The organism is Candidiatus Paracoxiella cheracis (genome assembly GCF_049348705.1).
Classification (GTDB): domain Bacteria; phylum Pseudomonadota; class Gammaproteobacteria; order Coxiellales; family Coxiellaceae; genus Paracoxiella; species Paracoxiella cheracis.
On record NZ_CP186485.1, the window covers coordinates 381,501 to 405,868 of the forward strand.

Annotated in this window: 26 protein-coding genes and 2 pseudogenes; 8 read left to right on the forward strand and 20 right to left on the reverse strand. The window is 40.3% G+C overall.

Annotated elements, in window-relative coordinates:
• Nucleotides 1-114: 114 nt before the first annotated feature.
• On the forward strand, nt 115-960 hold the full coding sequence (locus tag ACJMKR_RS01995; RefSeq protein WP_423063426.1) for an IS6 family transposase: 846 nt from the start codon (nt 115-117) through the stop codon (nt 958-960).
• Nucleotides 961-1,042: 82 nt separating this feature from the next.
• On the opposite strand, the gene ACJMKR_RS02000 is transcribed toward ACJMKR_RS01995, so the two are convergent.
• The 7 genes from ACJMKR_RS02000 to ACJMKR_RS02030 all read right to left on the reverse strand — a co-directional run bounded on the left by ACJMKR_RS02000 (nt 1,043) and on the right by ACJMKR_RS02030 (nt 7,824).
• A complete protein-coding gene (locus ACJMKR_RS02000) occupies nt 1,043-2,581 on the reverse strand; it encodes a transposase (RefSeq protein ID WP_423062300.1) in 1,539 nt (512 codons plus the stop codon).
• Nucleotides 2,582-2,680: 99 nt separating this feature from the next.
• Nucleotides 2,681-3,115 (reverse strand): transposase, encoded by a 435-nt coding sequence (locus ACJMKR_RS02005; protein WP_423063553.1) that lies wholly within the window; start codon nt 3,113-3,115, stop codon nt 2,681-2,683.
• A gap of 130 nt (nt 3,116-3,245) precedes the next feature.
• The gene (locus ACJMKR_RS02010) at nt 3,246-3,833 is read right to left on the reverse strand and encodes a fused DSP-PTPase phosphatase/NAD kinase-like protein (protein ID WP_423063554.1); all 588 of its coding nucleotides are present in this window, start codon (nt 3,831-3,833) and stop codon (nt 3,246-3,248) included.
• Nucleotides 3,834-3,884: 51 nt separating this feature from the next.
• A complete protein-coding gene (locus ACJMKR_RS02015; RefSeq protein WP_423063555.1) occupies nt 3,885-5,531 on the reverse strand; it encodes a CTP synthase in 1,647 nt (548 codons plus the stop codon).
• A 431-nt stretch (nt 5,532-5,962) separates the two neighbouring features.
• Nucleotides 5,963-6,346 (reverse strand): DDE-type integrase/transposase/recombinase, encoded by a 384-nt coding sequence (locus ACJMKR_RS02020; RefSeq protein ID WP_423063556.1) that lies wholly within the window; start codon nt 6,344-6,346, stop codon nt 5,963-5,965.
• Nucleotides 6,347-6,409: 63 nt separating this feature from the next.
• Nucleotides 6,410-7,303: an IS982 family transposase gene (locus tag ACJMKR_RS02025; RefSeq protein ID WP_423062298.1), complete on the reverse strand. Its 894-nt coding sequence runs from the start codon at nt 7,301-7,303 to the stop codon at nt 6,410-6,412.
• A gap of 107 nt (nt 7,304-7,410) precedes the next feature.
• Nucleotides 7,411-7,824 carry a hypothetical protein gene (locus tag ACJMKR_RS02030; RefSeq protein WP_423063557.1) on the reverse strand — a complete coding sequence of 138 codons (414 nt, stop codon included), beginning with the start codon at nt 7,822-7,824 and terminating at the stop codon, nt 7,411-7,413.
• Between the two features lie 350 nt (nt 7,825-8,174).
• Between ACJMKR_RS02030 and ACJMKR_RS02035 the strand changes: the two genes are divergently transcribed.
• Together ACJMKR_RS02035 and ACJMKR_RS02040 are read left to right on the forward strand one after the other, a co-directional pair.
• Nucleotides 8,175-8,729, forward strand: coding sequence for a hypothetical protein (locus tag ACJMKR_RS02035; protein WP_423063558.1), 555 nt, complete (start codon nt 8,175-8,177; stop codon nt 8,727-8,729).
• 141 nt (nt 8,730-8,870) lie between these two features.
• A complete protein-coding gene (locus ACJMKR_RS02040) occupies nt 8,871-9,749 on the forward strand; it encodes an IS6 family transposase (protein ID WP_423063559.1) in 879 nt (292 codons plus the stop codon).
• Nucleotides 9,750-9,794: 45 nt separating this feature from the next.
• Here the strand turns inward: ACJMKR_RS02040 and ACJMKR_RS02045 are convergent, their stop codons facing one another.
• The 6 genes from ACJMKR_RS02045 to ACJMKR_RS02070 all read right to left on the reverse strand — a co-directional run bounded on the left by ACJMKR_RS02045 (nt 9,795) and on the right by ACJMKR_RS02070 (nt 14,271).
• A complete protein-coding gene (locus ACJMKR_RS02045; protein WP_423063560.1) occupies nt 9,795-10,196 on the reverse strand; it encodes a hypothetical protein in 402 nt (133 codons plus the stop codon).
• Between the two features lie 186 nt (nt 10,197-10,382).
• Nucleotides 10,383-10,595 carry a DnaJ domain-containing protein gene (locus tag ACJMKR_RS02050; protein WP_423063561.1) on the reverse strand — a complete coding sequence of 71 codons (213 nt, stop codon included), beginning with the start codon at nt 10,593-10,595 and terminating at the stop codon, nt 10,383-10,385.
• Nucleotides 10,596-10,603: 8 nt separating this feature from the next.
• Nucleotides 10,604-11,380, reverse strand: a complete 777-nt coding sequence (locus ACJMKR_RS02055; protein WP_423063562.1) for a tetratricopeptide repeat protein — start codon at nt 11,378-11,380, stop codon at nt 10,604-10,606.
• A 189-nt stretch (nt 11,381-11,569) separates the two neighbouring features.
• Nucleotides 11,570-12,181, reverse strand: coding sequence for a site-specific integrase (locus ACJMKR_RS02060; RefSeq protein WP_423063563.1), 612 nt, complete (start codon nt 12,179-12,181; stop codon nt 11,570-11,572).
• Nucleotides 12,182-12,298: 117 nt separating this feature from the next.
• Complete coding sequence (locus tag ACJMKR_RS02065) at nt 12,299-13,837, reverse strand: transposase (protein ID WP_423062300.1); 1,539 nt, start codon at nt 13,835-13,837, stop codon at nt 12,299-12,301.
• A gap of 65 nt (nt 13,838-13,902) precedes the next feature.
• Nucleotides 13,903-14,271: a site-specific integrase gene (locus ACJMKR_RS02070; RefSeq protein WP_423063564.1), complete on the reverse strand. Its 369-nt coding sequence runs from the start codon at nt 14,269-14,271 to the stop codon at nt 13,903-13,905.
• 396 nt (nt 14,272-14,667) lie between these two features.
• On the opposite strand from ACJMKR_RS02070, the gene ACJMKR_RS02075 reads away from it, so the two are divergent.
• Complete coding sequence (locus tag ACJMKR_RS02075; RefSeq protein WP_423063565.1) at nt 14,668-15,336, forward strand: hypothetical protein; 669 nt, start codon at nt 14,668-14,670, stop codon at nt 15,334-15,336.
• Here ACJMKR_RS02075 and ACJMKR_RS02080 read toward each other — a convergent pair.
• Nucleotides 15,304-15,471: a hypothetical protein gene (locus ACJMKR_RS02080; RefSeq protein WP_423063566.1), complete on the reverse strand. Its 168-nt coding sequence runs from the start codon at nt 15,469-15,471 to the stop codon at nt 15,304-15,306. The genes ACJMKR_RS02075 and ACJMKR_RS02080 overlap by 33 nt on opposite strands.
• Before the next feature lie 78 nt (nt 15,472-15,549).
• Entirely contained in the window at nt 15,550-15,966 is a 417-nt protein-coding gene (locus ACJMKR_RS02085) for a transposase (RefSeq protein ID WP_423063567.1), read from the reverse strand.
• A 107-nt stretch (nt 15,967-16,073) separates the two neighbouring features.
• Between ACJMKR_RS02085 and ACJMKR_RS02090 the strand changes: the two genes are divergently transcribed.
• Nucleotides 16,074-16,652: an IS5 family transposase gene (locus ACJMKR_RS02090; protein ID WP_423063568.1), complete on the forward strand. Its 579-nt coding sequence runs from the start codon at nt 16,074-16,076 to the stop codon at nt 16,650-16,652.
• Between the two features lie 28 nt (nt 16,653-16,680).
• Here ACJMKR_RS02090 and ACJMKR_RS02095 read toward each other — a convergent pair whose 3' ends face one another.
• Nucleotides 16,681-17,109: a hypothetical protein gene (locus ACJMKR_RS02095; protein WP_423063569.1), complete on the reverse strand. Its 429-nt coding sequence runs from the start codon at nt 17,107-17,109 to the stop codon at nt 16,681-16,683.
• Between the two features lie 369 nt (nt 17,110-17,478).
• Here ACJMKR_RS02095 and tnpA point away from each other — a divergent pair.
• A pseudogene (gene tnpA / locus ACJMKR_RS02100) lies at nt 17,479-17,909 on the forward strand (IS200/IS605 family transposase).
• Between the two features lie 196 nt (nt 17,910-18,105).
• Nucleotides 18,106-20,679 carry a hypothetical protein gene (locus tag ACJMKR_RS02105; RefSeq protein WP_423063570.1) on the forward strand — a complete coding sequence of 858 codons (2,574 nt, stop codon included), beginning with the start codon at nt 18,106-18,108 and terminating at the stop codon, nt 20,677-20,679.
• Between the two features lie 46 nt (nt 20,680-20,725).
• Here the strand turns inward: ACJMKR_RS02105 and ACJMKR_RS02110 are convergent.
• Nucleotides 20,726-20,968: pseudogene (locus ACJMKR_RS02110) on the reverse strand (IS5-like element ISLlo3 family transposase); the annotation flags it as partial.
• A gap of 63 nt (nt 20,969-21,031) precedes the next feature.
• A complete protein-coding gene (locus ACJMKR_RS02115) occupies nt 21,032-21,400 on the reverse strand; it encodes a hypothetical protein (RefSeq protein ID WP_423063571.1) in 369 nt (122 codons plus the stop codon).
• A gap of 150 nt (nt 21,401-21,550) precedes the next feature.
• On the opposite strand from ACJMKR_RS02115, the gene ACJMKR_RS02120 reads away from it, so the two are divergent.
• Nucleotides 21,551-22,528: an IS5 family transposase gene (locus ACJMKR_RS02120; protein ID WP_423063572.1), complete on the forward strand. Its 978-nt coding sequence runs from the start codon at nt 21,551-21,553 to the stop codon at nt 22,526-22,528.
• Nucleotides 22,529-22,834: 306 nt separating this feature from the next.
• On the opposite strand, the gene ACJMKR_RS02125 is transcribed toward ACJMKR_RS02120, so the two are convergent.
• Both ACJMKR_RS02125 and ACJMKR_RS02130 read right to left on the reverse strand, forming a co-directional pair.
• Nucleotides 22,835-24,067: an IS256 family transposase gene (locus ACJMKR_RS02125; RefSeq protein ID WP_423062605.1), complete on the reverse strand. Its 1,233-nt coding sequence runs from the start codon at nt 24,065-24,067 to the stop codon at nt 22,835-22,837.
• Nucleotides 24,068-24,129: 62 nt separating this feature from the next.
• The gene (locus ACJMKR_RS02130; RefSeq protein WP_423063573.1) at nt 24,130-24,300 is read right to left on the reverse strand and encodes a hypothetical protein; all 171 of its coding nucleotides are present in this window, start codon (nt 24,298-24,300) and stop codon (nt 24,130-24,132) included.
• Nucleotides 24,301-24,368 lie beyond the last annotated feature (68 nt).

A 24,368-nucleotide genomic window follows, 5' to 3' on the forward strand; every position in this document is an offset into this window, starting at 1 on the left:
TTTCGGGAATCGCCCTCCTTGGCTGCTAAGTACGTCCATGGTACTTAAGCCCGCAAAACAGTAACCCCAACCTCTCTGCCGCAATTGAAATGCGGTTTTGTAAAATCTCAGTCTATGCTGTATTTTGTTCGTCCATTTAATGAACGATTGAGTGAGACTACCGGTATGAATTGTCCGCATTGTGATTCAAGTGTTACAAAGGGTTTAAAAAAGCTGACGTCTTTAGGGTATAAACAGTTTGTTTGCAGTGATTGTGGTAAGCAATTTAATCAACGCAGTGGCACAGCGTTGAACTTTATCATGTATCCAACGGATGTGGTTAGGACGGTAGTTCAGTATTATTATCAGTTTAAAGTCAGTCTCCACGATGTAGTTGCGTTAATGGTGATGCGGGGTTTTCATGTAACGCATCAAACGGTTCATAATTGGGTGCATCGTTTTGGTCCGGCGCTTGGGATGAGATTACGGGCACGCCGGTATCAAAAATCCAATGACCGTTGGCACGTCGATTGTACTTATTTACGTATTGAAGGCCGTTGGTGTTATTTTTACAGGGCGATTGATGAAAAGGGCGATTTGATCGATGTCTATTTAAGTGATGTACGAGATCAGCAGGCCGCAGAAAACTTCTTCAAGCAGGCGGCTAAAACGAGTGGCATTTATCCTGAGCAAATCACGACTGATAAAGAGCCCGCCCTTTATCCTGCGATCCAAGCTGTCTTTGGTGAGTATACCGACCATCGGGATAATAACTATTTGAATAATCGTATTGAGCAATCCCATCGAGGCATCAAATCACGTATGCGTGTGATGAAGGGATTCAAGAATATATTTTGCGCATTACGGTTTTGTACAGTCTTTGAAGAAATACAGCAGTTTTTTAGAGAAAAAAATAAAAATCTCAGGACAATTCTATCTAAATTTCAAACTTTCAATCAATTATTCCAACAAGCTTTCTGAATAACTCTATTATATTGGACTTTGGATAAATAAAATCCCTTGCCAGTTAGGACAATAATCAAAAAATGTGAGTTTCTAAATCTTAAGCTGTTTTTTGCAGCAATTCGTAGAATTTCTCAGGTGTAAAATTTATTTTATCCAACCATGATTTTACTATCCCAATCAAATCCTCTATTTTTTCAGGGTCTGAGTTTTGCGTCTTTTCTTCAGTCCTCTGAATCGTTTTAATTTTTGAGTTGCTATTTTTGAAAATAGCAGGATGTCGCGTGCGTTTCCCCTGCGTATCACCTTTGGTTCTGCCTTGCGGATTACCGCGTGGTTTGCAGAGATTAGCAGGCGTGCCAACGGTATCAAGCACCGTAGAAAAACCCCGTTGCGTTTGTGAAGGGGTCGCAGTTATTGATGGTTTTTCGTTATCCACTTGGAAGCTCGGCAAATACCGCTCCCATTTTTTCGGTAAAATCGGGGCAAGATTCCTCGCTAGATAAAGTTGCGTATACGCTAATGCTGTCATCCGCCACCAATCTTCTTCGTGCTTAACATCCGGTGTTTGGTATCGGTCAAATAACAGTTTGTCTTTACCAAAACGAAAGTAGTGTTCAATGTCATAGCGTCTATCGTAATAGTGATAGGCTTCTAATGCTGTGATTTCATTACGTCGTTCACCAGCGAGTCCTAACCAGAGTGGATTTTTATATAAAGATTTACCGTTAGCATCAACCGCAACCAATTGCACAACAGTAACAGGATGCTCATATCCTTTAAATTGCTTTGAACCACGCAGTAATTGGTCACGCCATATTTTAATCTCCAATTGGTAAGTTTTGCCACTGCGGGTTGTAATGGGTTGCTGCACAATCTCATCGGATTCACGGTGAGTCGTGCTGTCGTTTAGTTTCATCGCATCACCATAGCGTTTTATACTTCCTGAGGTATTATCTTCTATTGATGCGGGCGCGAAAACATTACGGGTACTGTTAAAACGGAAAAGATGTACCCAATTGGGATTTTCGCTAACCAGTTTACGGCAAGCTTCTGTACCATATTTTGAATCAGCCACGCTAACCACCAATTTATGAGTAAGCGCTAAGTCTGCAATACAACGGTTAATTTGCTGCATCCCAACTACATTGCCTTTTTCATCGCTTTTAACGCGCCTCGTATCCAGTGGAACTAACCAATGCTTTTCTTGAGCTGCACCATCATTGGGCAATAGTGATACCGTTGAATATTCATGTCCAATGGTAATCGGTTTGTTACCCGGTGCTGGATTAGGGCTGTAAACCACATGGCGATCTTCAACACAGTGTGCACTTTGACGCGACTGTGGTGTCGTATCCGCAATAATGATCACACGGTCATCGCTATGACTCACATGTTCATATTGTATTTTCATCATGCTATCCCAACAATTTGCTACCGACAAACCATCGCTAATCGCATCGGTAATACTACTGTATTCACGTTCAAAGTATGGCGATTCACATAATTCTATGGGTGTTTTGCAGCGATGGCCATGGCTTGAAAGGGCATCGAGTAAATTCATATTGGCATCGCGTCGCGCGGGGAAGATGTTGTAGAGGAATGTACGGAATTGTTTTAGTTTTTCTGTCGCTAACATCGTTTGTTCCTTATTTTATTTTTTCGAACAAACGTTGTTTACAACGTAAAATTTTTTTTCGGTTTCTATGTCAAGCAATTTTTAATTATTTTTATAAATTTATCCAAAGTCCAAATCATTGGGCAATAGTGATACCGTTGAATATTCATGTCCAATGGTAATCGGTTTGTTACCCGGTGCTGGATTAGGGCTGTAAACCACATGGCGATCTTCAACACAGTGTGCACTTTGACGCGACTGTGGTGTCGTATCCGCAATAATGATCACACGGTCATCGCTATGACTCACATGTTCATATTGTATTTTCATCATGCTATCCCAACAATTTGCTACCGACAAACCATCGCTAATCGCATCGGTAATACTACTGTATTCACGTTCAAAGTATGGCGATTCACATAATTCTATAGGTGTTTTGCAGCGATGGCCATGGCTTGAAAGGGCATCGAGTAAATTCATATTGGCATCGCGTCGCGCGGGGAAGATGTTGTAGAGGAATGTACGGAATTGTTTTAGTTTTTCTGTCGCTAACATCGTTTGTTCCTTATTTTATTTTTTCGAACAAACGTTGTTTACAACGTAAAATTTTTTTTCGGTTTCTATGTCAAGCAATTTTTAATTATTTTTATAAATTTATCCAAAGTCCAAATTACAGACGCACTGATTAGCTATTAGTTTTTCCTAGGTTAAACTGCTTCACTGTCTTTTCGATAAAGCGCGCGACTTCAGGGCTTGTAAGTCCATAATTTTTAGCCTCATCGATTGCAGCTTTTGGAGCGGCATGAAATTCGGTGATGTTGTTAAACGCTATCATCATCGCAGCTCGATTACCCGTTTTGCAATGAATAAAAATGGGATAGCCTTTAGGCGGATAAATAGCTTTATTAAACTGCTTAATTGTCTCAACATTAAAGTTAGCCAAATCCACCGGAATATGAATGTATTTCATACCCAATTTTTTCGCTGTAGTAGCTTCGTCAAAAGATAACGCTTCGTTTTGTGGCAATAAATTAATATACGTTTTTATTTTGAGTTTTCTAAGCTGTCTCAAGCCGGATATCGTAGGCTTGCCCGCTGCTATGTAAATAGACCCTTCCATGGTAGCAATTTGATACACCTTACCAATGCCCGGAATGTTCTTGGATTGAAATGCCAATTGCGTAGCAGGCTCTAATCCTGCATAAGTGGTTATCAACGCAAGAAAACTCACAACGAGCACAAGTGATTGAAGCAGTGATTTCAATAGTCTCATGGTTCCCTCCCGTTTCTCATCCTATAAATATAGCCCATTTTAAGCCAAATGCTAATGACTCGACAGCACCGATTTCACTTTAGCCTGCGCAAGAGCGGCCTTTATAAAGCCTGTAAATAGCGGATGCCCCTCCCGCGGTGCCGAAGTAAATTCTGGATGGAACTGACAGCCTAAAAACCAAGGGTGATCGGGCAGCTCCATCATCTCCACCAAACGTCCATCGATTGATCGTCCAGATACCACAAGCCCCGCTTTTTCCAGCCGACCGATCAATTCATTATTAACCTCATACCGATGACGATGTCGTTCAACTACCGTGTCTTTGTCATATAATTTATGCGCAATACTGCCCGACTTTAATCGGCAAGGTTGACCGCCTAAACGCATTGTACCCCCTAAGTCGTCGCCTTTTTTGCGCTTTTGCACTTGGCCATCTTCTTCCACCCATTCGCTCACTAGTGCAATGATCGGATAGGGTGTGTCTGGATCAAATTCCGTGCTATTAGCATTGATCAGATTCGCTTTATGTCGTGCATATTCAATAATCGCTATTTGCATCCCTAAGCAAATACCCAAATAAGGGATACCATTTTCTCGCGCATATCGTGCAGCAAGTATTTTCCCTTCGATGCCGCGCACGCCAAAACCACCTGGCACTAGTATTGCATCCACCCCTTTTAATAAATCTTGGCCGTGCAATTCAAGGGCTTCCGAATCAATATATTCAATATTGACCCGCGCATTTCTTTTAATGCCCGCATGAATTAAGGCTTCACTTAATGATTTGTACGAATCCTCTAAATTAATATATTTACCCACCATGGCAATTTTGACTTCATGTTGTGGATTTTTATGAGACTCAACGACTTGTTGCCAGTCACTTAAGTCAGGTTTCACCAACGGCAAACCTAATTTTTCACAAACACGATTATCTAAACCTTGCTGATGCAAAATAATTGGGATTTCATAAATACTCTCAGCATCTAATAAAGAAATTACGTCAGGAACGGCGACGTTTGTGAATAATGCAATTTTAGAACGCTCTGTTTCCGGTAACGGCCGCACCGAACGACACACCAAAATGTCAGGCTGGATACCTATTGAACGCAATTCTTTAACAGAATGCTGTGTAGGCTTTGTTTTGATCTCGCCCGATGCAGCAATATAGGGCACTAATGTCAGATGAATAAATAACGCCTGCTGCGCACCCAGTTCAATACGCATTTGACGAATCGCTTCTAAAAACGGCAGTGACTCAATGTCACCAACGGTACCACCAATTTCAACCAGTGCCACATCGACATCATCAGCACCTTCTTTAATTTTGTGTTTTATTTCGTCCGTAATGTGCGGAATGACCTGCACCGTTGCCCCCAAATAATCACCATGGCGTTCTTTACGAATCACATCCGCATAAACGCGCCCTGTCGTAAAATTATTTTTCTTCGACATGGTGGCACGGACAAAACGCTCGTAATGACCGAGGTCTAAATCGGTTTCAGCACCGTCTTCGGTCACAAACACCTCACCATGCTGAAAGGGACTCATCGTGCCCGGGTCAACATTAATGTAGGGATCGAGTTTTATAAGAGTAACATTAAGGCCTTCTGCTTCCAGAATAGCGCCCAACGAAGCCGAAGTGATGCCTTTTCCTAATGAAGAAACCACACCGCCAGTGATAAAAATATAACGTGTCATGGGAATTCCCGTTTTCAACTAAAAACGGGAATTCATTATACCAGAGCACCCTCGGAAGAGGAAGGGATTAAGAGCATCTCTTGAAATTGTTTTAAAACTATAAAACAATTTTATCGATTTCAATTGCTTGCCAATACGAGAAGAGGGCCGTGTTTTCGGGAGGCGCCATCCGTAGCTGCTTAGTGCGATCCTGGCACTAACGCCCGAAAACACGGCCCCCTTCTCTTTGCCACAATTGAAATGCTATTTAATTAGCTGAAAATAGATTTCAAGAGATGGCCTTAAGAATTGTTTTTTCGACGTAACAGCAACCCCGTCAGCAAACCCAGGGCGCTAACGACGACTAAAACCCACATGGCGTGGTCATAGCCTGTGAGGTTCTTTAAAAACTCAGTCAACTATTGACTCATATGCTTCTATAATAGAGTTATTCAGAAAGCTTGTTGGAATAATTGATTGAAGGTTTGAAATTTAGATAGAATTGTCCTGAGATTTTTATTTTTTTCTCTAAAAAACTGCTGTATTTCTTCAAAGACTGTACAAAACCGTAATGCGCAAAATATATTCTTGAATCCCTTCATCACACGCATACGTGATTTGATGCCTCGATGGGATTGCTCAATACGATTATTCAAATAGTTATTATCCCGATGGTCGGTATACTCACCAAAGACAGCTTGGATCGCAGGATAAAGGGCGGGCTCTTTATCAGTCGTGATTTGCTCAGGATAAATGCCACTCGTTTTAGCCGCCTGCTTGAAGAAGTTTTCTGCGGCCTGCTGATCTCGTACATCACTTAAATAGACATCGATCAAATCGCCCTTTTCATCAATCGCCCTGTAAAAATAACACCAACGGCCTTCAATACGTAAATAACCTCAGTTCTGGATAACTGCGTATAAATTATTCTTTATATTGTTGGTTTTTATTCCTGGTTTGTTTGGTCGCCAAGAATAGGCAATTAGCGCTGCAAGGGTATTGACTAAAAAATTAATCGGACTACGATGACGCGAATGCTCAACATGATACAAGTTTTTCAACTGATCGATAATCGTTTCTACGATGCCACGTTGTTTTAGGAAAAACTTTTCAAATGCAGAAAGCATTTTGTTCTTCATATTTTTACGGACTTTTGTCACAAATTTTAAATCGTGTTTTGCCAAATCGTCCGCAAGATCTTTTCCAAGATACCCTTTATCGCCAGCGCCCAACCCCTTTAAATTAGCCATTAATTTTCTAACAACAGCGCGATCATCCACGTTCCCTTTCGTTAAACAAAAACGGATTAATTCCCCTTGATGATTAATCACAATATGTAGTTTAAAGCCGTAAACCCAGCCCATTGTGCTTTTACTGCGTTTAGCAATGCCTTTGAAAACCTTGTTTCGATAAATTCGTTTATTGTGGCATACGCGTAGTGTAGTTGAGTCAATATAATACAATCCCGTGTGTTTGCCCTTTCTCGAAAGCAAATAGGCGGCGAGCATCATTAGCGCTGCTGATTGGCAGGCGACAAAACGTGTGTAACTCAGCGCCGTAGGAAAATACTTCTTCATGTCTTGTAAAACACATCCACAATAAAAATCCTTAAATGTGCGATAGTGACTCATTTGAAACAACACAATGATGGTGCCAATTTCAGACAAGCTCATTTGCATCGCTCGATCTCGTTTTCTGTCTGGGTTCGGTAGCAAATACTTTGATTGACCTTTCAAATAATCCTTGCAAAAATCATCCATATCACAAAAAATCTCCGTGACCGGTGCCAACATGATTAACTCCTGTTACATTATTTAGCTGTAATTTTGGAGCTAAATTTTAGCGGTTCCGGTCTTTTTTTCAATTATTTCATTCACTTATTCCTTTTCTTATACAGAACTCAGGTTAAATAAGTACAATCGACGTGCCAACGGTCATTGGATTTTTGATACCGGCGTGCCCGTAATCTCATCCCAAGCGCCGGACCAAAACGATGCACCCAATTATGAACCGTTTGATGCGTTACATGAAAACCCCGCATCACCATTAACGCAACTACATCGTGGAGACTGACTTTAAACTGATAATAATACTGAACTACCGTCCTAACCACATCCGTTGGATACATGATAAAGTTCAACGCTGTGCCACTGCGTTGATTAAATTGCTTACCACAATCACTGCAAACAAACTGTTTATACCCTAAAGACGTCAGCTTTTTTAAACCCTTTGTAACACTTGAATCACAATGCGGACAATTCATACCGGTAGTCTCACTCAATCGTTCATTAAATGGACGAACAAAATACAGCATAGACTGAGATTTTACAAAACCGGGTGAGCACCCCAAAAATGCACGGAAAAATAGGTTACGATAATGGGACATTATCGGAGATTGCTCAGAAAATAAGCAAAAGTTAATTTTTGTACAGAAAGATACCCTAGAGTTTGTTTTTTTTTCATAAAGTATTAATTTTTTTTTGTAACTATATCTATCTCGACTGAAAAACAAGACAGAGTTGTTGGATGGCTGACTAATTCAGATTATACGCTTGCTCCATAAATGCTTAATGAATTTTTGTTAGATTTATTTCAGCGACGGATGTTGAATTGGAGCTGAAGAATGCCGCATAACAAACCGTACAGAAAAAAAGGACCAATCAAATGAATGAATATAAAAAATCTGTTCATGAAATGTATTGTGATTTTAAAAAAGCGTTTCACGAGCTTATAGATTGTGCGAACGATAAAACAACCCCTTTAGATGTGCTGTATTCAACGTATTCTAATTTTAAAAAATCGCATTGCGATTTCACAAACAAACATACACCGGGTGAGAGCACGAGAAAGTCGCTGCTCTCCTGTAATGGAACAAAGATTGATGTTTATCGGTTGTTTGCTAACCTGCTGCATCCTGAATTTTGCAACAAGATAAAAAATAAAGAGAAACGTATCGAGCTAATGAGTAAGTTTTCAGGGTATACTGAAGGTGAACTTCGGGCTGTGGTGGATCTAGACTTAAAAGCACTTTCAAATCTTTGTAATTATACAGCCAACCGTGATGTAATCCACCAGCGCGCGTATACAATGTCCGGGCATACAATGTGGGGAAGAAAAAATCTCTCTATTCAATGTAAAGGTTCTCATACGATGCGCGCCATGGAGAGCGAAGCGAAGGCGCGTATTCCGCGGCAGGCTGGGATTTTTTGCCGAGCGTAAGCGACTGCAAAAAATCTTTACGAGGCGTCGAGTCAGTTGAGAGCCCGTGCGTAGTCGAGCCGTGAGGTCGCGGAGCGCGGGTGAGGAGGACGTCCGCGGTTATTTAAGTTGTCGCGTATTGCGAGTCGATTATTGACAGGGATGGCAATAATCGGTTTTGTAAAATCTCAGTCTATGCTGTATTTTGTTCGTCCATTTAATGAACGATTGAGTGAGACTACCGGTATGAATTGTCCGCATTGTGATTCAAGTGTTACAAAGGGTTTAAAAAAGCTGACGTCTTTAGGGTATAAACAGTTTGTTTGCAGTGATTGTGGTAAGCAATTTAATCAACGCAGTGGCACAGCGTTGAACTTTATCATGTATCCAACGGATGTGGTTAGGACGGTAGTTCAGTATTATTATCAGTTTAAAGTCAGTCTCCACGATGTAGTTGCGTTAATGGTGATGCGGGGTTTTCATGTAACGCATCAAACGGTTCATAATTGGGTGCATCGTTTTGGTCCGGCGCTTGGGATGAGATTACGGGCACGCCGGTATCAAAAATCCAATGACCGTTGGCACGTCGATTGTACTTATTTACGTATTGAAGGCCGTTGGTGTTATTTTTACAGGGCGATTGATGAAAAGGGCGATTTGATCGATGTCTATTTAAGTGATGTACGAGATCAGCAGGCCGCAGAAAACTTCTTCAAGCAGGCGGCTAAAACGAGTGGCATTTATCCTGAGCAAATCACGACTGATAAAGAGCCCGCCCTTTATCCTGCGATCCAAGCTGTCTTTGGTGAGTATACCGACCATCGGGATAATAACTATTTGAATAATCGTATTGAGCAATCCCATCGAGGCATCAAATCACGTATGCGTGTGATGAAGGGATTCAAGAATATATTTTGCGCATTACGGTTTTGTACAGTCTTTGAAGAAATACAGCAGTTTTTTAGAGAAAAAAATAAAAATCTCAGGACAATTCTATCTAAATTTCAAACCTTCAATCAATTATTCCAACAAGCTTTCTGAATAACTCTATTATAGAAGCATATGAGTCAATAGTTGACTGAGTTTTTAAAGAACCAAATTTTTTAATCCGTCATTGATGTTTGTGCTCTGATTTATCAGAGTGGTTTTTAACTGCTCTAAAAAAGCGTGGGTACGCGCACGTCCATCAAATGTCTGTAAGATATTTTTATCCAAGATAAAGGTGTTATCGCACCAATAGTCGTGTAACGCATCTTGAAATAAAAGACGAAAGTGTTTGTGTTGAAATAAATTGAGTAGCGGCATCGGTAGTACCGTCACACTCACCGCATACTGCGCAATCCGATAAATCACATTTAATAACAATTGGTAATCCTGCTCACCCGATGGATTGTCTGAGAGGATATTCAAGACCGCTGACAAACATTCTCCAGAAACACTCGATGTTTCTCCTTTTAAGTGGGCCGCTAACGTGTTAAAAAGCGGCACTAGTACCGTTCGCTGATAACGGTTAGGTCCTAACGGATTAAAATGATGGCGCGCGGCAAGCGCTGTGAGCGGTTTTTGTGAAAACTGCTGGACGAAGGTAGTGTGTTGTGCTTTAAAAGCTTGAGAGTACGGAACACCTGAAGCACTGAGGCGTTCATGGGTAGTGTCATTTGTAGTAGCTGCTGTCTACTCATCCTGAAAAAACGCGCGCCTCTGATCAAACTGACGACGTGCTTCAGGGTTCGATAATGTGGCGTACGCTTGATTGATTACCGTCATGCGCTCGTGGCTTCCACCGACATCCGGATGAAAAAGGCGTGCCTGATTTCGATACGCGCGTTTAATGGCTTCTTGAGTTGAGTCGGCTGTAATCCCTAACGCTTCATATAAATCCCGCATGTTTATCCCTAATGCTGTAACGACAGTGTTGAAGTATTTTCAGGTAAAAGCGCCACTCTCTCTTTCTCAAAAAAATAACTATAGGGGCTTTGTGATAAGTGGTGCCAGCGTGCGTCATTGTCTTTGGCTAATCGTATTAACATAGGCCAGGCTTGTTCGCTGCCTAGATTCGCGGCACGCAAATAATAATGAAATGATTTTTCATCATTTGTTGGAATACCCGGGTGATCGCTTTGGTAAAAATGACCGAGATGGATTAAAGCAGGAATATGCTTTAAATCGGCCGCTTGATCATAAAAACGCAGCGCACGAGAATAATCGCTAGAAATCCCTGCTCCATCGCGCTCATACCATTGTCCCAACAAAAAATAAATGCAAGCATTACCATTGATCTCCTTCGAACCTAAAATTCCCTCGGCAAAAGCAGACGCATTTTGATCGGCGCTAATCCGCGCAAAAACATCCCAATTAAATAGATTTGCTTGATGAAGCACTTTCAGTGCGTTAAACACGAGGACGTTCTTTTCACCGGCAATACAGAGTGCCATGACTCGGATAGCCATCTCGAAAGACAGCTTAGCTTGCTGCTTTAGGGGATAAACTACAATTTTTTGTAGCAACTGAAACTTATCTTCTTGCGTCAGGGGATCTGTTGGTGCATGCGATTGTATCAATACGCTTAACCATCGCATGAATTCAGAGCGTGTTCTAAAAAATTGACGAAAAGGTCCTTTGCTTGCTTGATAATAGGTGTCTATCGTCTTGATATCTTGCCATGTCGGCATCGCCTTATCCTGAAAAATTGAAATCTCTTTTTGACGCTGCAAAATGATATGTCGGAAGCGGCATAAAAAATAGTTAAGGGAACATTAAATTACAGGGAAATTCCAAAAATTTGGATTTCTTCGGATTAAGCTCACGTCCGAGGCATCAAATTGCAGAGAATCCTGTTTGAATGCTGATTGACAGGTTCTTTAAAAATCAAATAATAACTGAGCAGCACTATCTTTAAACCGCCTGCCCTCTTCGATGTATTCTAAAACTGAATTACCCGATCGCCAACGACCGTGTTGCTTTAATGTGATTAATGGCGCACCACGGCAAGCGGCTTCAGTCGTAGAACCGCGTCTCAAGGAGTGGCTGGTAATCTGATCGGCATTGGGCAACTTAGCGTTATGGGCCAGGCGTTTTAATTCGCTGTTCCAATGGTGTGACGAGATAGGTGACTCAAGAACCTTGCCTTGATTCGTGATCTGACGAAAAAGATACCCTTCGTACTTTCCTGACGCATCGCGCCACTCCAAAAGGGCGCGCACAGGGCAGTAGTGATCAGGGCCAAAGGGAATGGCGCACACAAACCCCTCCCCACTTTGATCGGTTTTGCTGCGCGGCAGTTGAATCGTCATCCCTTCGGGTACAAAATCGATAGACTCCCATACCAGGTTCACCAACTCAGACCGACGAAACGCACCAAAGTAGCCTATCAATAAGAGTGCTTTATGCCTTATATATAGTAAGGACGAGTGCGTCTCTAAATATCCAATTAACTGCAACAGCGCGGGCAAACGCAGGGCTTTCGCTTTCACTTTCGGTGTGCCGTGTGTTCGTGCGATTGCGGTGATTTTTTCTTTAATGTTGGACTTTGGATAAATAAAATCCCTTGCCAGTTAGGACAATAATCAAAAAATGTGAGTTTCTAAATCTTAAGCTGTTTTTTGCAGCAATTCGTAGAATTTCTCAGGTGTAAAATTTATTTTATCCAACCATGATTTTACTATCCCAATCAAATCCTCTATTTTTTCAGGGTCTGAGTTTTGCGTCTTTTCTTCAGTCCTCTGAATCGTTTTAATTTTTGAGTTGCTATTTTTGAAAATAGCAGGATGTCGCGTGCGTTTCCCCTGCGTATCACCTTTGGTTCTGCCTTGCGGATTACCGCGTGGTTTGCAGAGATTAGCAGGCGTGCCAACGGTATCAAGCACCGTAGAAAAACCCCGTTGCGTTTGTGAAGGGGTCGCAGTTATTGATGGTTTTTCGTTATCCACTTGGAAGCTCGGCAAATACCGCTCCCATTTTTTCGGTAAAATCGGGGCAAGATTCCTCGCTAGATAAAGTTGCGTATACGCTAATGCTGTCATCCGCCACCAATCTTCTTCGTGCTTAACATCCGGTGTTTGGTATCGGTCAAATAACAGTTTGTCTTTACCAAAACGAAAGTAGTGTTCAATGTCATAGCGTCTATCGTAATAGTGATAGGCTTCTAATGCTGTGATTTCATTACGTCGTTCACCAGCGAGTCCTAACCAGAGTGGATTTTTATATAAAGATTTACCGTTAGCATCAACCGCAACCAATTGCACAACAGTAACAGGATGCTCATATCCTTTAAATTGCTTTGAACCACGCAGTAATTGGTCACGCCATATTTTAATCTCCAATTGGTAAGTTTTGCCACTGCGGGTTGTAATGGGTTGCTGCACAATCTCATCGGATTCACGGTGAGTCGTGCTGTCGTTTAGTTTCATCGCATCACCATAGCGTTTTATACTTCCTGAGGTATTATCTTCTATTGATGCGGGCGCGAAAACATTACGGGTACTGTTAAAACGGAAAAGATGTACCCAATTGGGATTTTCGCTAACCAGTTTACGGCAAGCTTCTGTACCATATTTTGAATCAGCCACGCTAACCACCAATTTATGAGTAAGCGCTAAGTCTGCAATACAACGGTTAATTTGCTGCATCCCAACTACATTGCCTTTTTCATCGCTTTTAACGCGCCTCGTATCCAGTGGAACTAACCAATGCTTTTCTTGAGCTGCACCATCATTGGGCAATAGTGATACCGTTGAATATTCATGTCCAATGGTAATCGGTTTGTTACCCGGTGCTGGATTAGGGCTGTAAACCACATGGCGATCTTCAACACAGTGTGCACTTTGACGCGACTGTGGTGTCGTATCCGCAATAATGATCACACGGTCATCGCTATGACTCACATGTTCATATTGTATTTTCATCATGCTATCCCAACAATTTGCTACCGACAAACCATCGCTAATCGCATCGGTAATACTACTGTATTCACGTTCAAAGTATGGCGATTCACATAATTCTATGGGTGTTTTGCAGCGATGGCCATGGCTTGAAAGGGCATCGAGTAAATTCATATTGGCATCGCGTCGCGCGGGGAAGATGTTGTAGAGGAATGTACGGAATTGTTTTAGTTTTTCTGTCGCTAACATCGTTTGTTCCTTATTTTATTTTTTCGAACAAACGTTGTTTACAACGTAAAATTTTTTTTCGGTTTCTATGTCAAGCAATTTTTAATTATTTTTATAAATTTATCCAAAGTCCAATTAATGGAAAGATCATGGGTGGGGTCTGGCATACGATGGAGTTGATGCCATTTTCGGATCATGCTGAGTCGTCGTCGCAAAGTACGAGGATTCACCTGATCGGTACAGGTGTCGAGATACTGCAACACCCATTCAACATCCGTTGGCAGTGCCCTCCCCGTTTTTGTCAGGAAGTCCTGAAGATCAGAATAGTACGCCAGACGCGTACTCTCACTCATCGAGGCTTGTTGATCGATGACATCCGGTTCGTAATACACGTCCTCCAAATCATCAGCAGCAGAATGACAAGCAATAACGTCCTTTTTGTTATTTATTTGCACAAACAGTTCCTTTTCGCTCAAACGGTTATTTTTTGTTCAAAAATAGCTCTTCTATTTCTTTCTTGTTTATTCTATCAACATTCTCCGATAATTTACTATTATCGGATATTATTCAAAAAATAAGCACAAGTTAATTTTTGTGCAGAAAGATACCCTAGAGTTCGTTGCTTTTTTCATAAAGGATTAATTTTTTGTAGCCAAAATTAAGTTTCTAGTGAAACTAAAGGCTTAATTTTGTTTCTGAATAAAACAATCAGTTGTGCATTGTTAAAATTCTTTGAAATTTGCATGTCTATTCGGTTAGGGATAAAAATTTTTGTTTCTCGCCAGCTATAATACTCAATGATTTTTGACACGAGCCATGATGTGTCGAAGAGACGGCAGAAGGTAAAAAATATGGAAAACACGGCAGACAAGATAACTATGAGCCCGGAAAGTCTTAATGCATTTTTTTTTGAAAATTTAGTTGAAATCAGGGAACTTCCTCAAAAATTAGACAAAGCTATAGAGGATTTAAGCAAACTGGTAGAAATTGATAATGACCCCAGCCCAGTCTGTCTTAAAGGTGTGCATTCCATTTTGCGTCCTTTTATCACAGTACTCCATTCCTCCACGAAATGTGAAGACGATAGGATACCTGCTGCATTAAGAAGTGATTACAAAAAAATATATGCGCCAGTTCGTAGTTTGTACGATGAATGTATGAACAATATTGTTCATACTGATCCCCAAGACCTACAAAAAAATATAAGTCTGGCTTGCTTTGCTGATCTTCGAGCAATCAAGAAAATTGAAGAAAGCACTGAAAAATTAGACGCTGAAAGAACAGCAGTGATTTTAAATAACATAAACACTGCTTTACTTGCTATTAAAGAAAAACTCCCTTCTTGTATTGAAAATATGAACAAAGCTAGCTATGAACGCAAAAAATGTTTTAACTCGAAGCAATCAATTTTTAATTTTAAAAAGCAGCGTAAAAATTTGGTTATCGAAGACGGAAATACTGCTCCTATATTAAGCAAATATAACCCTCTAGGGGGGGGCTGTAAATTGGACTTTGGATAAATTTATAATCAATTTTATATATCCACCGCCTAAGGCGGTGGATATATAAAATTGATTATATTCACGCCAATGGCTCACCTTGTATTTCTGCTTGGGAATCGTCCAACCTTTTTTGTTTGGATATTTATTTGGCATATGAGGCGCCCTCTGCTTAAAAATCGTGGGGTGCTGGTTATAATATAGACAGCAAAAAGTACATAGATTGTTCATATTTTAGTTAGGCAACAAAGCCACGCTTTTATCTGCCGATTCCGTTTTCCTGTAACGAGGCGACTGAATAGTTAAAAGCGCTAACCGTTTTGACAAGCAACTGTAATCCGGTGATTTTATATTAAGGGCTTTCATCTTGAAAATTGAATTCATAAACCCTTGACATTGCCTCAACGCTAAACGAAAAACTTGCCGAATTTCATGGCAGGTAATGATCGCAAGATCCGTGAACTTTTGGGGTGCGCCTTTGCCATCATACACACGATCTTTTTCATACCACGAATGAATAATATCATCGGATATCCAGATTTCAATATTGGCACGATTGCGTAATGCATTATTATATTCACGCCAATTGCTCACCTTGTATTTCTGCTTGGGAATCGTCCAGCCTTTTTTGTTTGGATATTTATTTGGCATATGAACCGCCTTCTGCTTGAAAACCCTGGGGTGCTGATTATAATATAGACAGCAAAAATTACATAGATTGTTCATGTTTTAGTTAGGCAACAAAGCCTAAAAGCGTTGTGGCTATCGCCCTTGACTCCACTGGGTTAAAACGGTTTGGCAGAGGTGAATGGCATCAGGAAAAATATACATTATCAGCCAAACGGAGTTGGCGTAAATTGCATATAGCCGTTGATAATAAACATATTATTCATGGTAATGATTTAACGGATCGCTTTACGGCGGATTGCCAAAGCGTTGCAACGTTATCAAAGCAACTTACTTGCAAAATGGGCCATGTCAGCGCCGATGGTGCCTACGATAAGAATCCTGTTTATGAAATATTATCAAATTACTTTAAAGGAGCCGCTATAATAATTCCGCCTGATAGTGATGCTGTTTATGATAAAAATAATCATACACAACGTAATGGTAATGTTAAGCAACTAAAAGCATTGGGCCGAATGGCTTGGCAACGAATAAGACAATACGGTTATCGGAATTATTCAGAGTTGGCGATTCAACGCTACAAAAGAATATTGGGTAGTACGTTACATGCTCGAGATTTTGTACGGCAAAAAATCGAATCAATGATCGGTTGTGGTGTGTTAAATAAAATGACACGGCTAGGAATGCCGGCGAGTTATCGTTGCGCCTAAATTTTGCGACACAGACAAAGCCGTGAGGTTAGGCAACAAAGCCTGCCCGTAATTTCATTCCAAGCGCCGGACCAAAACGATGCACCCAATTATGAACTGTTTGATGCGTTACATGAAAACCCCGCATCACCATTAACGCAACTACATCGTGGAGACTGACTTTAAACTGATAATAATACTGAACTACCATCCTAACCACATCCGTTGGATACATGATAAAGTTCAACGCTGTGACACTGCGTTGATTAAATTCCTTACCACAATCCCTGCAAACAAACTGTTTATACCCTAAAGACGTTAGCTTTTTTAAACCCTTTGTAGCACTCGAATCACAATGCGGACAATTCATAACGGTAGTCTCACTCAATAGTTCATTAAATTGACAGATAAAATACACCATAGACTCAGATTTTACAAAACCCTTTGCCGCGCAACGGTCCTTGTAGTAAAGTGTCATTGGGTGACTTTAGAAGTGGATCGATGGGAGTATCAGCACTATTCAATGCTGATAGAGGTGCGGGCGGATCCACTTTATTCGGGGCTTCTTTGTGTTGCTCGATTCATTGATATAAATCCGGATTTTCGAGAAGGTGTTGGTGTAAAACCGTTTCGTAGCGATTCAGCAATTCCTCAAGGTAGGGAAGAGCGTTCTCACCAGAAGCTTTGGCTGGGTTACCCATGGAATCATGCTCCTTATGTATAATCAATTTTATATATCCACCGCCTTAGGCGGTGGCCTGGGCAAAGGCTAAGCCGTTGTCAACCTAGGTCTACTCATGGTACTCAAGTTGAGTTATCCGCATAACTTAGCTTAGAGGTAAAAACCATGAGTAGATTTAAAAGATTATCACACGTTTGATTTGGTGTTGTGAATATCACATTGTTTGGGTTCCTAAATATCGATACCGGATATTGCAAGGTGAAGTAAAACGGGAGATTAAAAAGACACTTCAGGTTTATTGTGGTAGGATGGGTTGTGAAATAACAGAGTTGAACATTCAAGCTGACCATGTGCATCTTTTGGTGAAGATGCCACCTAAGCAATCGATATCAAAGTTGTTAGGAGTATTAAAAGGAAAAACGGCTATTCAGGTATTTCGCCAATTCCCAAACCTGAAAAAGAAACCTTACTGGGGAAATCATTTTTGGGCTAGAGGATATTGTGTTGATACGGTGGGGCTGAATCAAGAAATGATTAGGAAATACGTTAAATTTCAGGAAAAGGAAGAATTAAGTCAGGATCAACTACAGTTTTAATTTTTGGCAGGTGCTGAGAATAAGTCAGCCCCCTTCTAGGGGGCCAACCAAATCCACCTTCTAAGAAGGTGGATTCTTTAGTATAGATACCAAAAATGAAATAGATTGTTCATATTTTAGTTAGGCAACAAAGCCTTGAAGAATGATGGGCATAATAAACTGTCCGGTAAAACGGGTCTACATCGAGACATTAATTATGAACTTTACAGATTTGATTTTGAATCCAGGTTTCCCAGTACTTAATACCCCATCAAGCATGAACAAAGAACATTTCTTTAGATTAGATTTTCAAACAATAGTCTTAGAGAAATTAAAAGACAATCAGTCTGTCAGCATCGAAGAAATGTCTGATATGTTCGGTACAAATTTGAATAGACACATTGGCAGTAATTCAACATTTAAGAGTAAGAAACAATTAACTGAATATTTAATGGTTATTTATAATCGTTTGAAAAGTGACAACATCTCTGGCGATGAAAAAATAGCAATCAAAAATAAAATTTTAGAGGCGGCTGAAGCCTGCTCTCCAGGGTTTATGAATAGCATACAGGATCTTATTACAGGTTTTGTAACGCCAAAAACAGTTTCTGCACTATTATATTGCTATCGAATTGATCTTTTAAATAAAGCAAGGTCGGCTACTCCTGATGTTCATTCTTATGAAAAATATTATACAATAGCGAACACAATTGGATTAAAAGTGCGCTCTTCCTTAGCAATTGAAGATATTTATAGGGGGGATGTCAGTAACGATCAGATAGAAAAAAACATTATTTTATCTTTTAATATGGGCTATACCCCTTACAAAATTGTAGAAAACTTATTTATCTCATCTTTTGCTGAAAGGGGGTATTTAGGTCGAAAAAATGAAGGCTATGAAATAGAAGTTTATGAAAAAATTTTAAACTTCTTTAAAGAGGCTATCTGCCGCCCAACACTATCTTACAATGACTGCTTTGTTATAGATGAAAAATCATGGTCTATAATCGATATTGATTGGACAAAAATCATATCATTTTTAATAGAGTATTTTGAGAGAGAAAAATATTTTCATTTCAAAAAAGAGGATCAAGTTTGTGTAGGCCAAGCAGAAGACTTAGCATTACAAATAGACAAAAAAGACCTAAGGCAAACTCGATTAGTCGTCAAAGGTTTGACGATTTTTCTTGGAAATATTCGGCATTTAGATAAAGATAGAATAAATGTTTCTTGCCTGTCTAGATTAGTCAACAGCGCAAAGATAGAAGAAGAGCAAAAACACTATATTTTATCGATATTCTATTTAAATGGATTCGACATTTTAATAAGAAAAGAATCTCTCAAAAATACTTTGCAGGGATTTATCTCCAATAGACACTCACTGAATAAATTTCGTGCCATGATACAAGTTCTCGATGTAACAAGGATTGCGGCAGTTTGCGAAGCCATGCAAGATAGCTTATCGACGATCATCGTAGATGGATATCAATTTGGATACTTATTGAAACCTCTCAGTGCCCACCAGTGCCTAACAGTGTGTGAACGCTTAAAAAGTAAACTCATGCCGATAATACAGAATGGAGAGGGATTTAAAGCTATATTACTAGATCTTGATACAACACAACGTACCAGTGTTTGTGAAGCTCTGAAAGATAGACTAGCGATAATTAACTGGAATACTCATAACTTTAAATCTATGCTAGAGACTATCGACACATCACAACGCACAGTAGTTTGTGAGGCACTGAAAGGTAAGTTACCAAAGATTATTCGGGATGGGCATGAACTTGGAGCTATACTTCAAATGCTCGATAACGCGCAACGTACAGCAGTTTGTGAAACCATGAAAGATAGATTATCGATCATCATTCAAGATGGGAGTTCACTCAACACCGTACTAGAGGTTCTCGACACATCACAACGCACAGTAGTTTATGAGGCACTCAAAGATAAGTTCCCAGAGATCATGCGGGATGGGCATGAACTTGGAGCTATACTTCAAATGCTCGATAACGCGCAACGTACAGCAGTTTGTGAAACCATGAAAGATAGATTATCGATCATCATTCAAGATGGGAGTTCACTCAACACCGTACTAGAGGTTCTCGACACATCACAACGCACAGTAGTTTATGAGGCACTCAAAGATAAGTTCCCAGAGATCATGCGGGATGGGCATGAACTTGGAGCTATGCTTCAAATGCTCGATAACGCGCAACGTACAGCAGTTTGTGAAACCATGAAAGATAGATTATCGATCATCATTCAAGATGGGAGTTCACTCAACACCGTACTAGAGGTTCTCGACACATCACAACGCACAGTAGTTTATGAGGCACTCAAAGATAAGTTCCCAGAGATCATGCGGGATGGGCATGAACTTGGAGCTATGCTTCAAATGCTCGATAACGCGCAACGTACAGCAGTTTGTGAAACCATGAAAGATAGATTATCGATCATCATTCAAGATGGGAGTTCACTCAACACCGTACTAGAGGTTCTCGACACATCACAACGCACAGTAGTTTATGAGGCACTCAAAGATAAGTTCCCAGAGATCATGTGGGATAGGCATGAATTTGAAACTACAGTTCGCTATTTTAACCTAACAGAGCGCAGCAAAATTTGTGCTGATCTGACAAAAAAATTATCGGGAAGTGCTCAAACAGAAAAATACGGTTCAAAGCCTATTTTTGAGGGGCCTGCCAACTTTTTTAGCAGTTTTAAGGGTGTACCTAACCCCAAAAAAGCGTGTTCTTGGGTTCTGTCAAAACGGTTCCTTAAAATGTAAGGCGGCTTTGTTGCCTAACCTCACGGCTTTGTTTGTGTCGCAAAATTTAGGCGCAACGATAACTCGCCGGCATTCCTAGCCGTGTCATTTTATTTAACACACCACAACCGATCATTGATTCGATTTTTTGCCGTACAAAATCTCGAGCATGTAACGTACTACCCAATATTCTTTTGTAGCGTTGAATCGCTAACTCTGAATAATTCCGATAACCGTATTGTCTTATTCCTTGCCAGGCCATTCGGCCCAATGCTTTTATTTGCTGAACATTACCATTACGTTGTGTATGATTATTTTTATCATAAACAGGGCTTTGTTGCCTAACCCCACGCCTTTGTTTGTGTCTCAAAATTTAGGCGCAACGATAACTCGCCGGCATTCCTAGCCGTGTCATTTTATTTAACACACCACAACCGATCATTGATTCGATTTTTTGCCGTACAAAATCTCGAGCATGTAACGTACTACCCAATATTCTTTTGTAGCGTTGAATCGCCAACTCTGAATAATTCCGATAACCGTATTGTCTTATTCGTTGCCAAGCGATTCGGCCCAATGCTTTTAGTTGCTTAACATTACCATTACGTTGTGTATGATTATTTTTATCATAAACAGCATCACTATCAGGCGGAATTATTATAGCGGCTCCTTTAAAGTAATTTGATAATATTTCATAAACAGGATTCTTATCGTAGGCACCATCGGCGCTGACATGGCCCACTTTGCAAGAAAGTTGCTTTGATAACGTTGCAACGCTTTGGCAATCCGCCGTAAGGCTTTGTTGCCTAACTAAAATATGAACAATCTATGTACTTTTTGCTGTCTATATTATAATCAGCACCCCACGATTTTTAAGCAGAGGGCGCCTCATATGCCAAATAAATATCCAAACAAAAAAGGTTGGAGGATTCCCAAGCAGAAATACAAGGTGAGCAATTGGCGTGAATATAATAATGCATTACGCAATCGTGCCAATATTGAAATCTGGATATCCGATGATATTATTCATTCGTGGTATGAAAAAGATCGTGTGTATGATGGCAAAGGCGCACCCCAAAAGTTCACGGATCTTGCGATCATTACGTGCCATGAAATTCGGCAAGTTTTTCGTTTAGCGTTGAGGCAATGTCAAGGGTTTATGAATTCAATTTTCAAGATGAAAGCCCTTAATATAAAATCACCGGATTACAGTTGCTTGTCAAAACGGTTAGCGCTTTTAACTATTCAGTCGCCTCGTTACAGGAAAACGGAATCGGCAGATAAAAGCGTTGTGGCTATCGCCCTTGACTCCACTGGGTTAAAACGGTTTGGCAGAGGTGAATGGCATCAGGAAACATATACATTATCAGCCAAACGGAGTTGGCGTAAATTGCATATAGCCGTTGATAATAAACATATTATTCATGGTAATGATTTAACGGATCGCTTTACGGCGGATTGCCAAAGCGTTGCAACGTTATCAAAGCAACTTACTTGCAAAGTGGGCCATGTCACCGCCCATGGTGCTTACGATAAGAATCCTGTTTATGAAATATTATCAAATTACTTTAAAGGAGCCGCTATAATAATTCCGCCTGATAGTGATGCTGTTTATGATAAAAATAATCATACACGACGCAATGGTAATGTTCAGGAAATAAAAGCATTGGGTCGAATGGCTTGGCAGCGAATAAGACAATACGGTTATCGGAATTATTCAGAGCTGGCGATTCAACGTTACAAAAGAATATTGGGTAGTACGTTACATGCTCGAGATTTTGTACGGCAAAAAATCGAATCAATGATCGGTTGTGGTGTTTTAAATAAAATGACGCGGCTAGGAATGCCAGCAAGTTATCGTTGCGCCTAAATTTTGAGACACAAACAAAGGCGTGGGGTTAGGCAACAAAGCCTCACTCTACGTAAGCTTAAATCGTCATTGTTGTAATTTTAAGCACTGAAGCGCATAAAAGTTGGATTAATATTGTAGATATCAGATCAGATATCTATATACTCTTAAGAGTGATATTAGAATTAATTTGGAGGGACTGTTTATTAGTTTGTGTAAATCGCGTCAGTCAGAATTATGAATCAGCCATTGTGTTAACTGATTTTTTAATTTTATCAAAAACTACATTGCGTTCAAATTAATTTCCTCTCTTATGAATTTTAAGTTTTATACAAAATCCGCCAGGCGATCTTCAAACATAAGGGCAAAACGATTCATGGCGGCACCCCAGTCTCGAATCGGCATGGTCCATTTTTTGGCTATATTTTTTAACCCTAAATAGAGTTGTTTTAAAGCGGCATCGTCCGACGGAAAAACTCGTTTATTTTTAATAACTTTTCGGATACTCATGTTCAGTGATTCAATAGCGTTAGTGGTATAAATCACCCTCCGAATTTCTGCCGGATAAGCAAAAAATGGCACAATGCGCTCCCAATGAGTCAACCAACTTTTGGCAATCGAGGGAAATTCAGCATCCCATTTCTCAGAGAAACTCGTCAGCGCCAATTCTGCTTCTTCAACCGTACTGGCCGAATAAATAGCTTTTAAGTCAGCGGCCACTTCTTTTTTCTTTTTCCAACCCACATAGCGCAATGAATTCCGCACCATGTGTACAATGCAAAGCTGTACTTGAGTGTTAGGATACACAGCGCCAATCGCATCAGGAAAGCCCGTTAGCCCGTCAACGCAACAAATCAGGATATCTTCTAGGCCTCGATTTTTTAACTCCGTTAATACATTCAACCAGAATTTAGCGCCCTCATTTTGGCTAATCCAAATACCTAGCAATTCTTTTTGCCCATCGATATTAATTCCTAAAGCCAAATACAATGCCTTATTGATAACCTTTTTATCTTGCTGCACTTTAATCACTAAAGCGTCCAAATACACAATCGGATACACCTTGTCCAACGGACGACTTTGCCAAGCCTTCACTTCTTCAATCACTTCGTTGGTTACTGTAGAAATGAGACTCGAACAAATAGTTGTGCCATACAAATCTTTCAACTGATCTTGAATATCACGGGTAGTCATACCCCGTGCATAAAGACTCATAATTTTGTCATCCAAATCATCAAAGCGGGTTTGATGTTTTGGAATCAATTGCGGTACAAACTCATTGTTACGATCACGAGGAACCTCAATGGTCATCTCGCCATCTGTTGTTTTGATCGTTTTTTGGCTGTGCCCATTGCGGGAATTACCACTATTGTTGCCAGACACTTCGTGTTTTGCATAACCCAGCGCGTCCGTCAGCTCCCCTTCCAGAATACGCTCCGTCAGTGCCTTTTTTAACTCCTTTAACAAACCAGTATCACCGAAAATATCAGATGCGGTCTTGGTATGTTTGAGAAAATATTCCACAACCTGTGGATCTAATTTATTGGTTTTCATTGCCATAGTCAAAGACTCCGTATAATTTTAACGACCTTTCCCTGACTATCGCATTTACACAATCTTATTTACAGACCCTTTGGTTTTTTTACAGCGATGCTTGTTGGCCCATTTTGCTCGTCGTTATCAGAAAGTTTTTCGATTGGCATTAGATATACGGGCATAGCAGCTTGTTTCAATATTTCTGCAACTATTTTTGGTGGTTTATCGCCCGTTCTGTTTTCATTGATACAGTTCACTGAGGATCCAATAGTGTATTCAATTATATCTATTTTTGTATCTTGTGCTATTGCTTTGGCTAGCCATG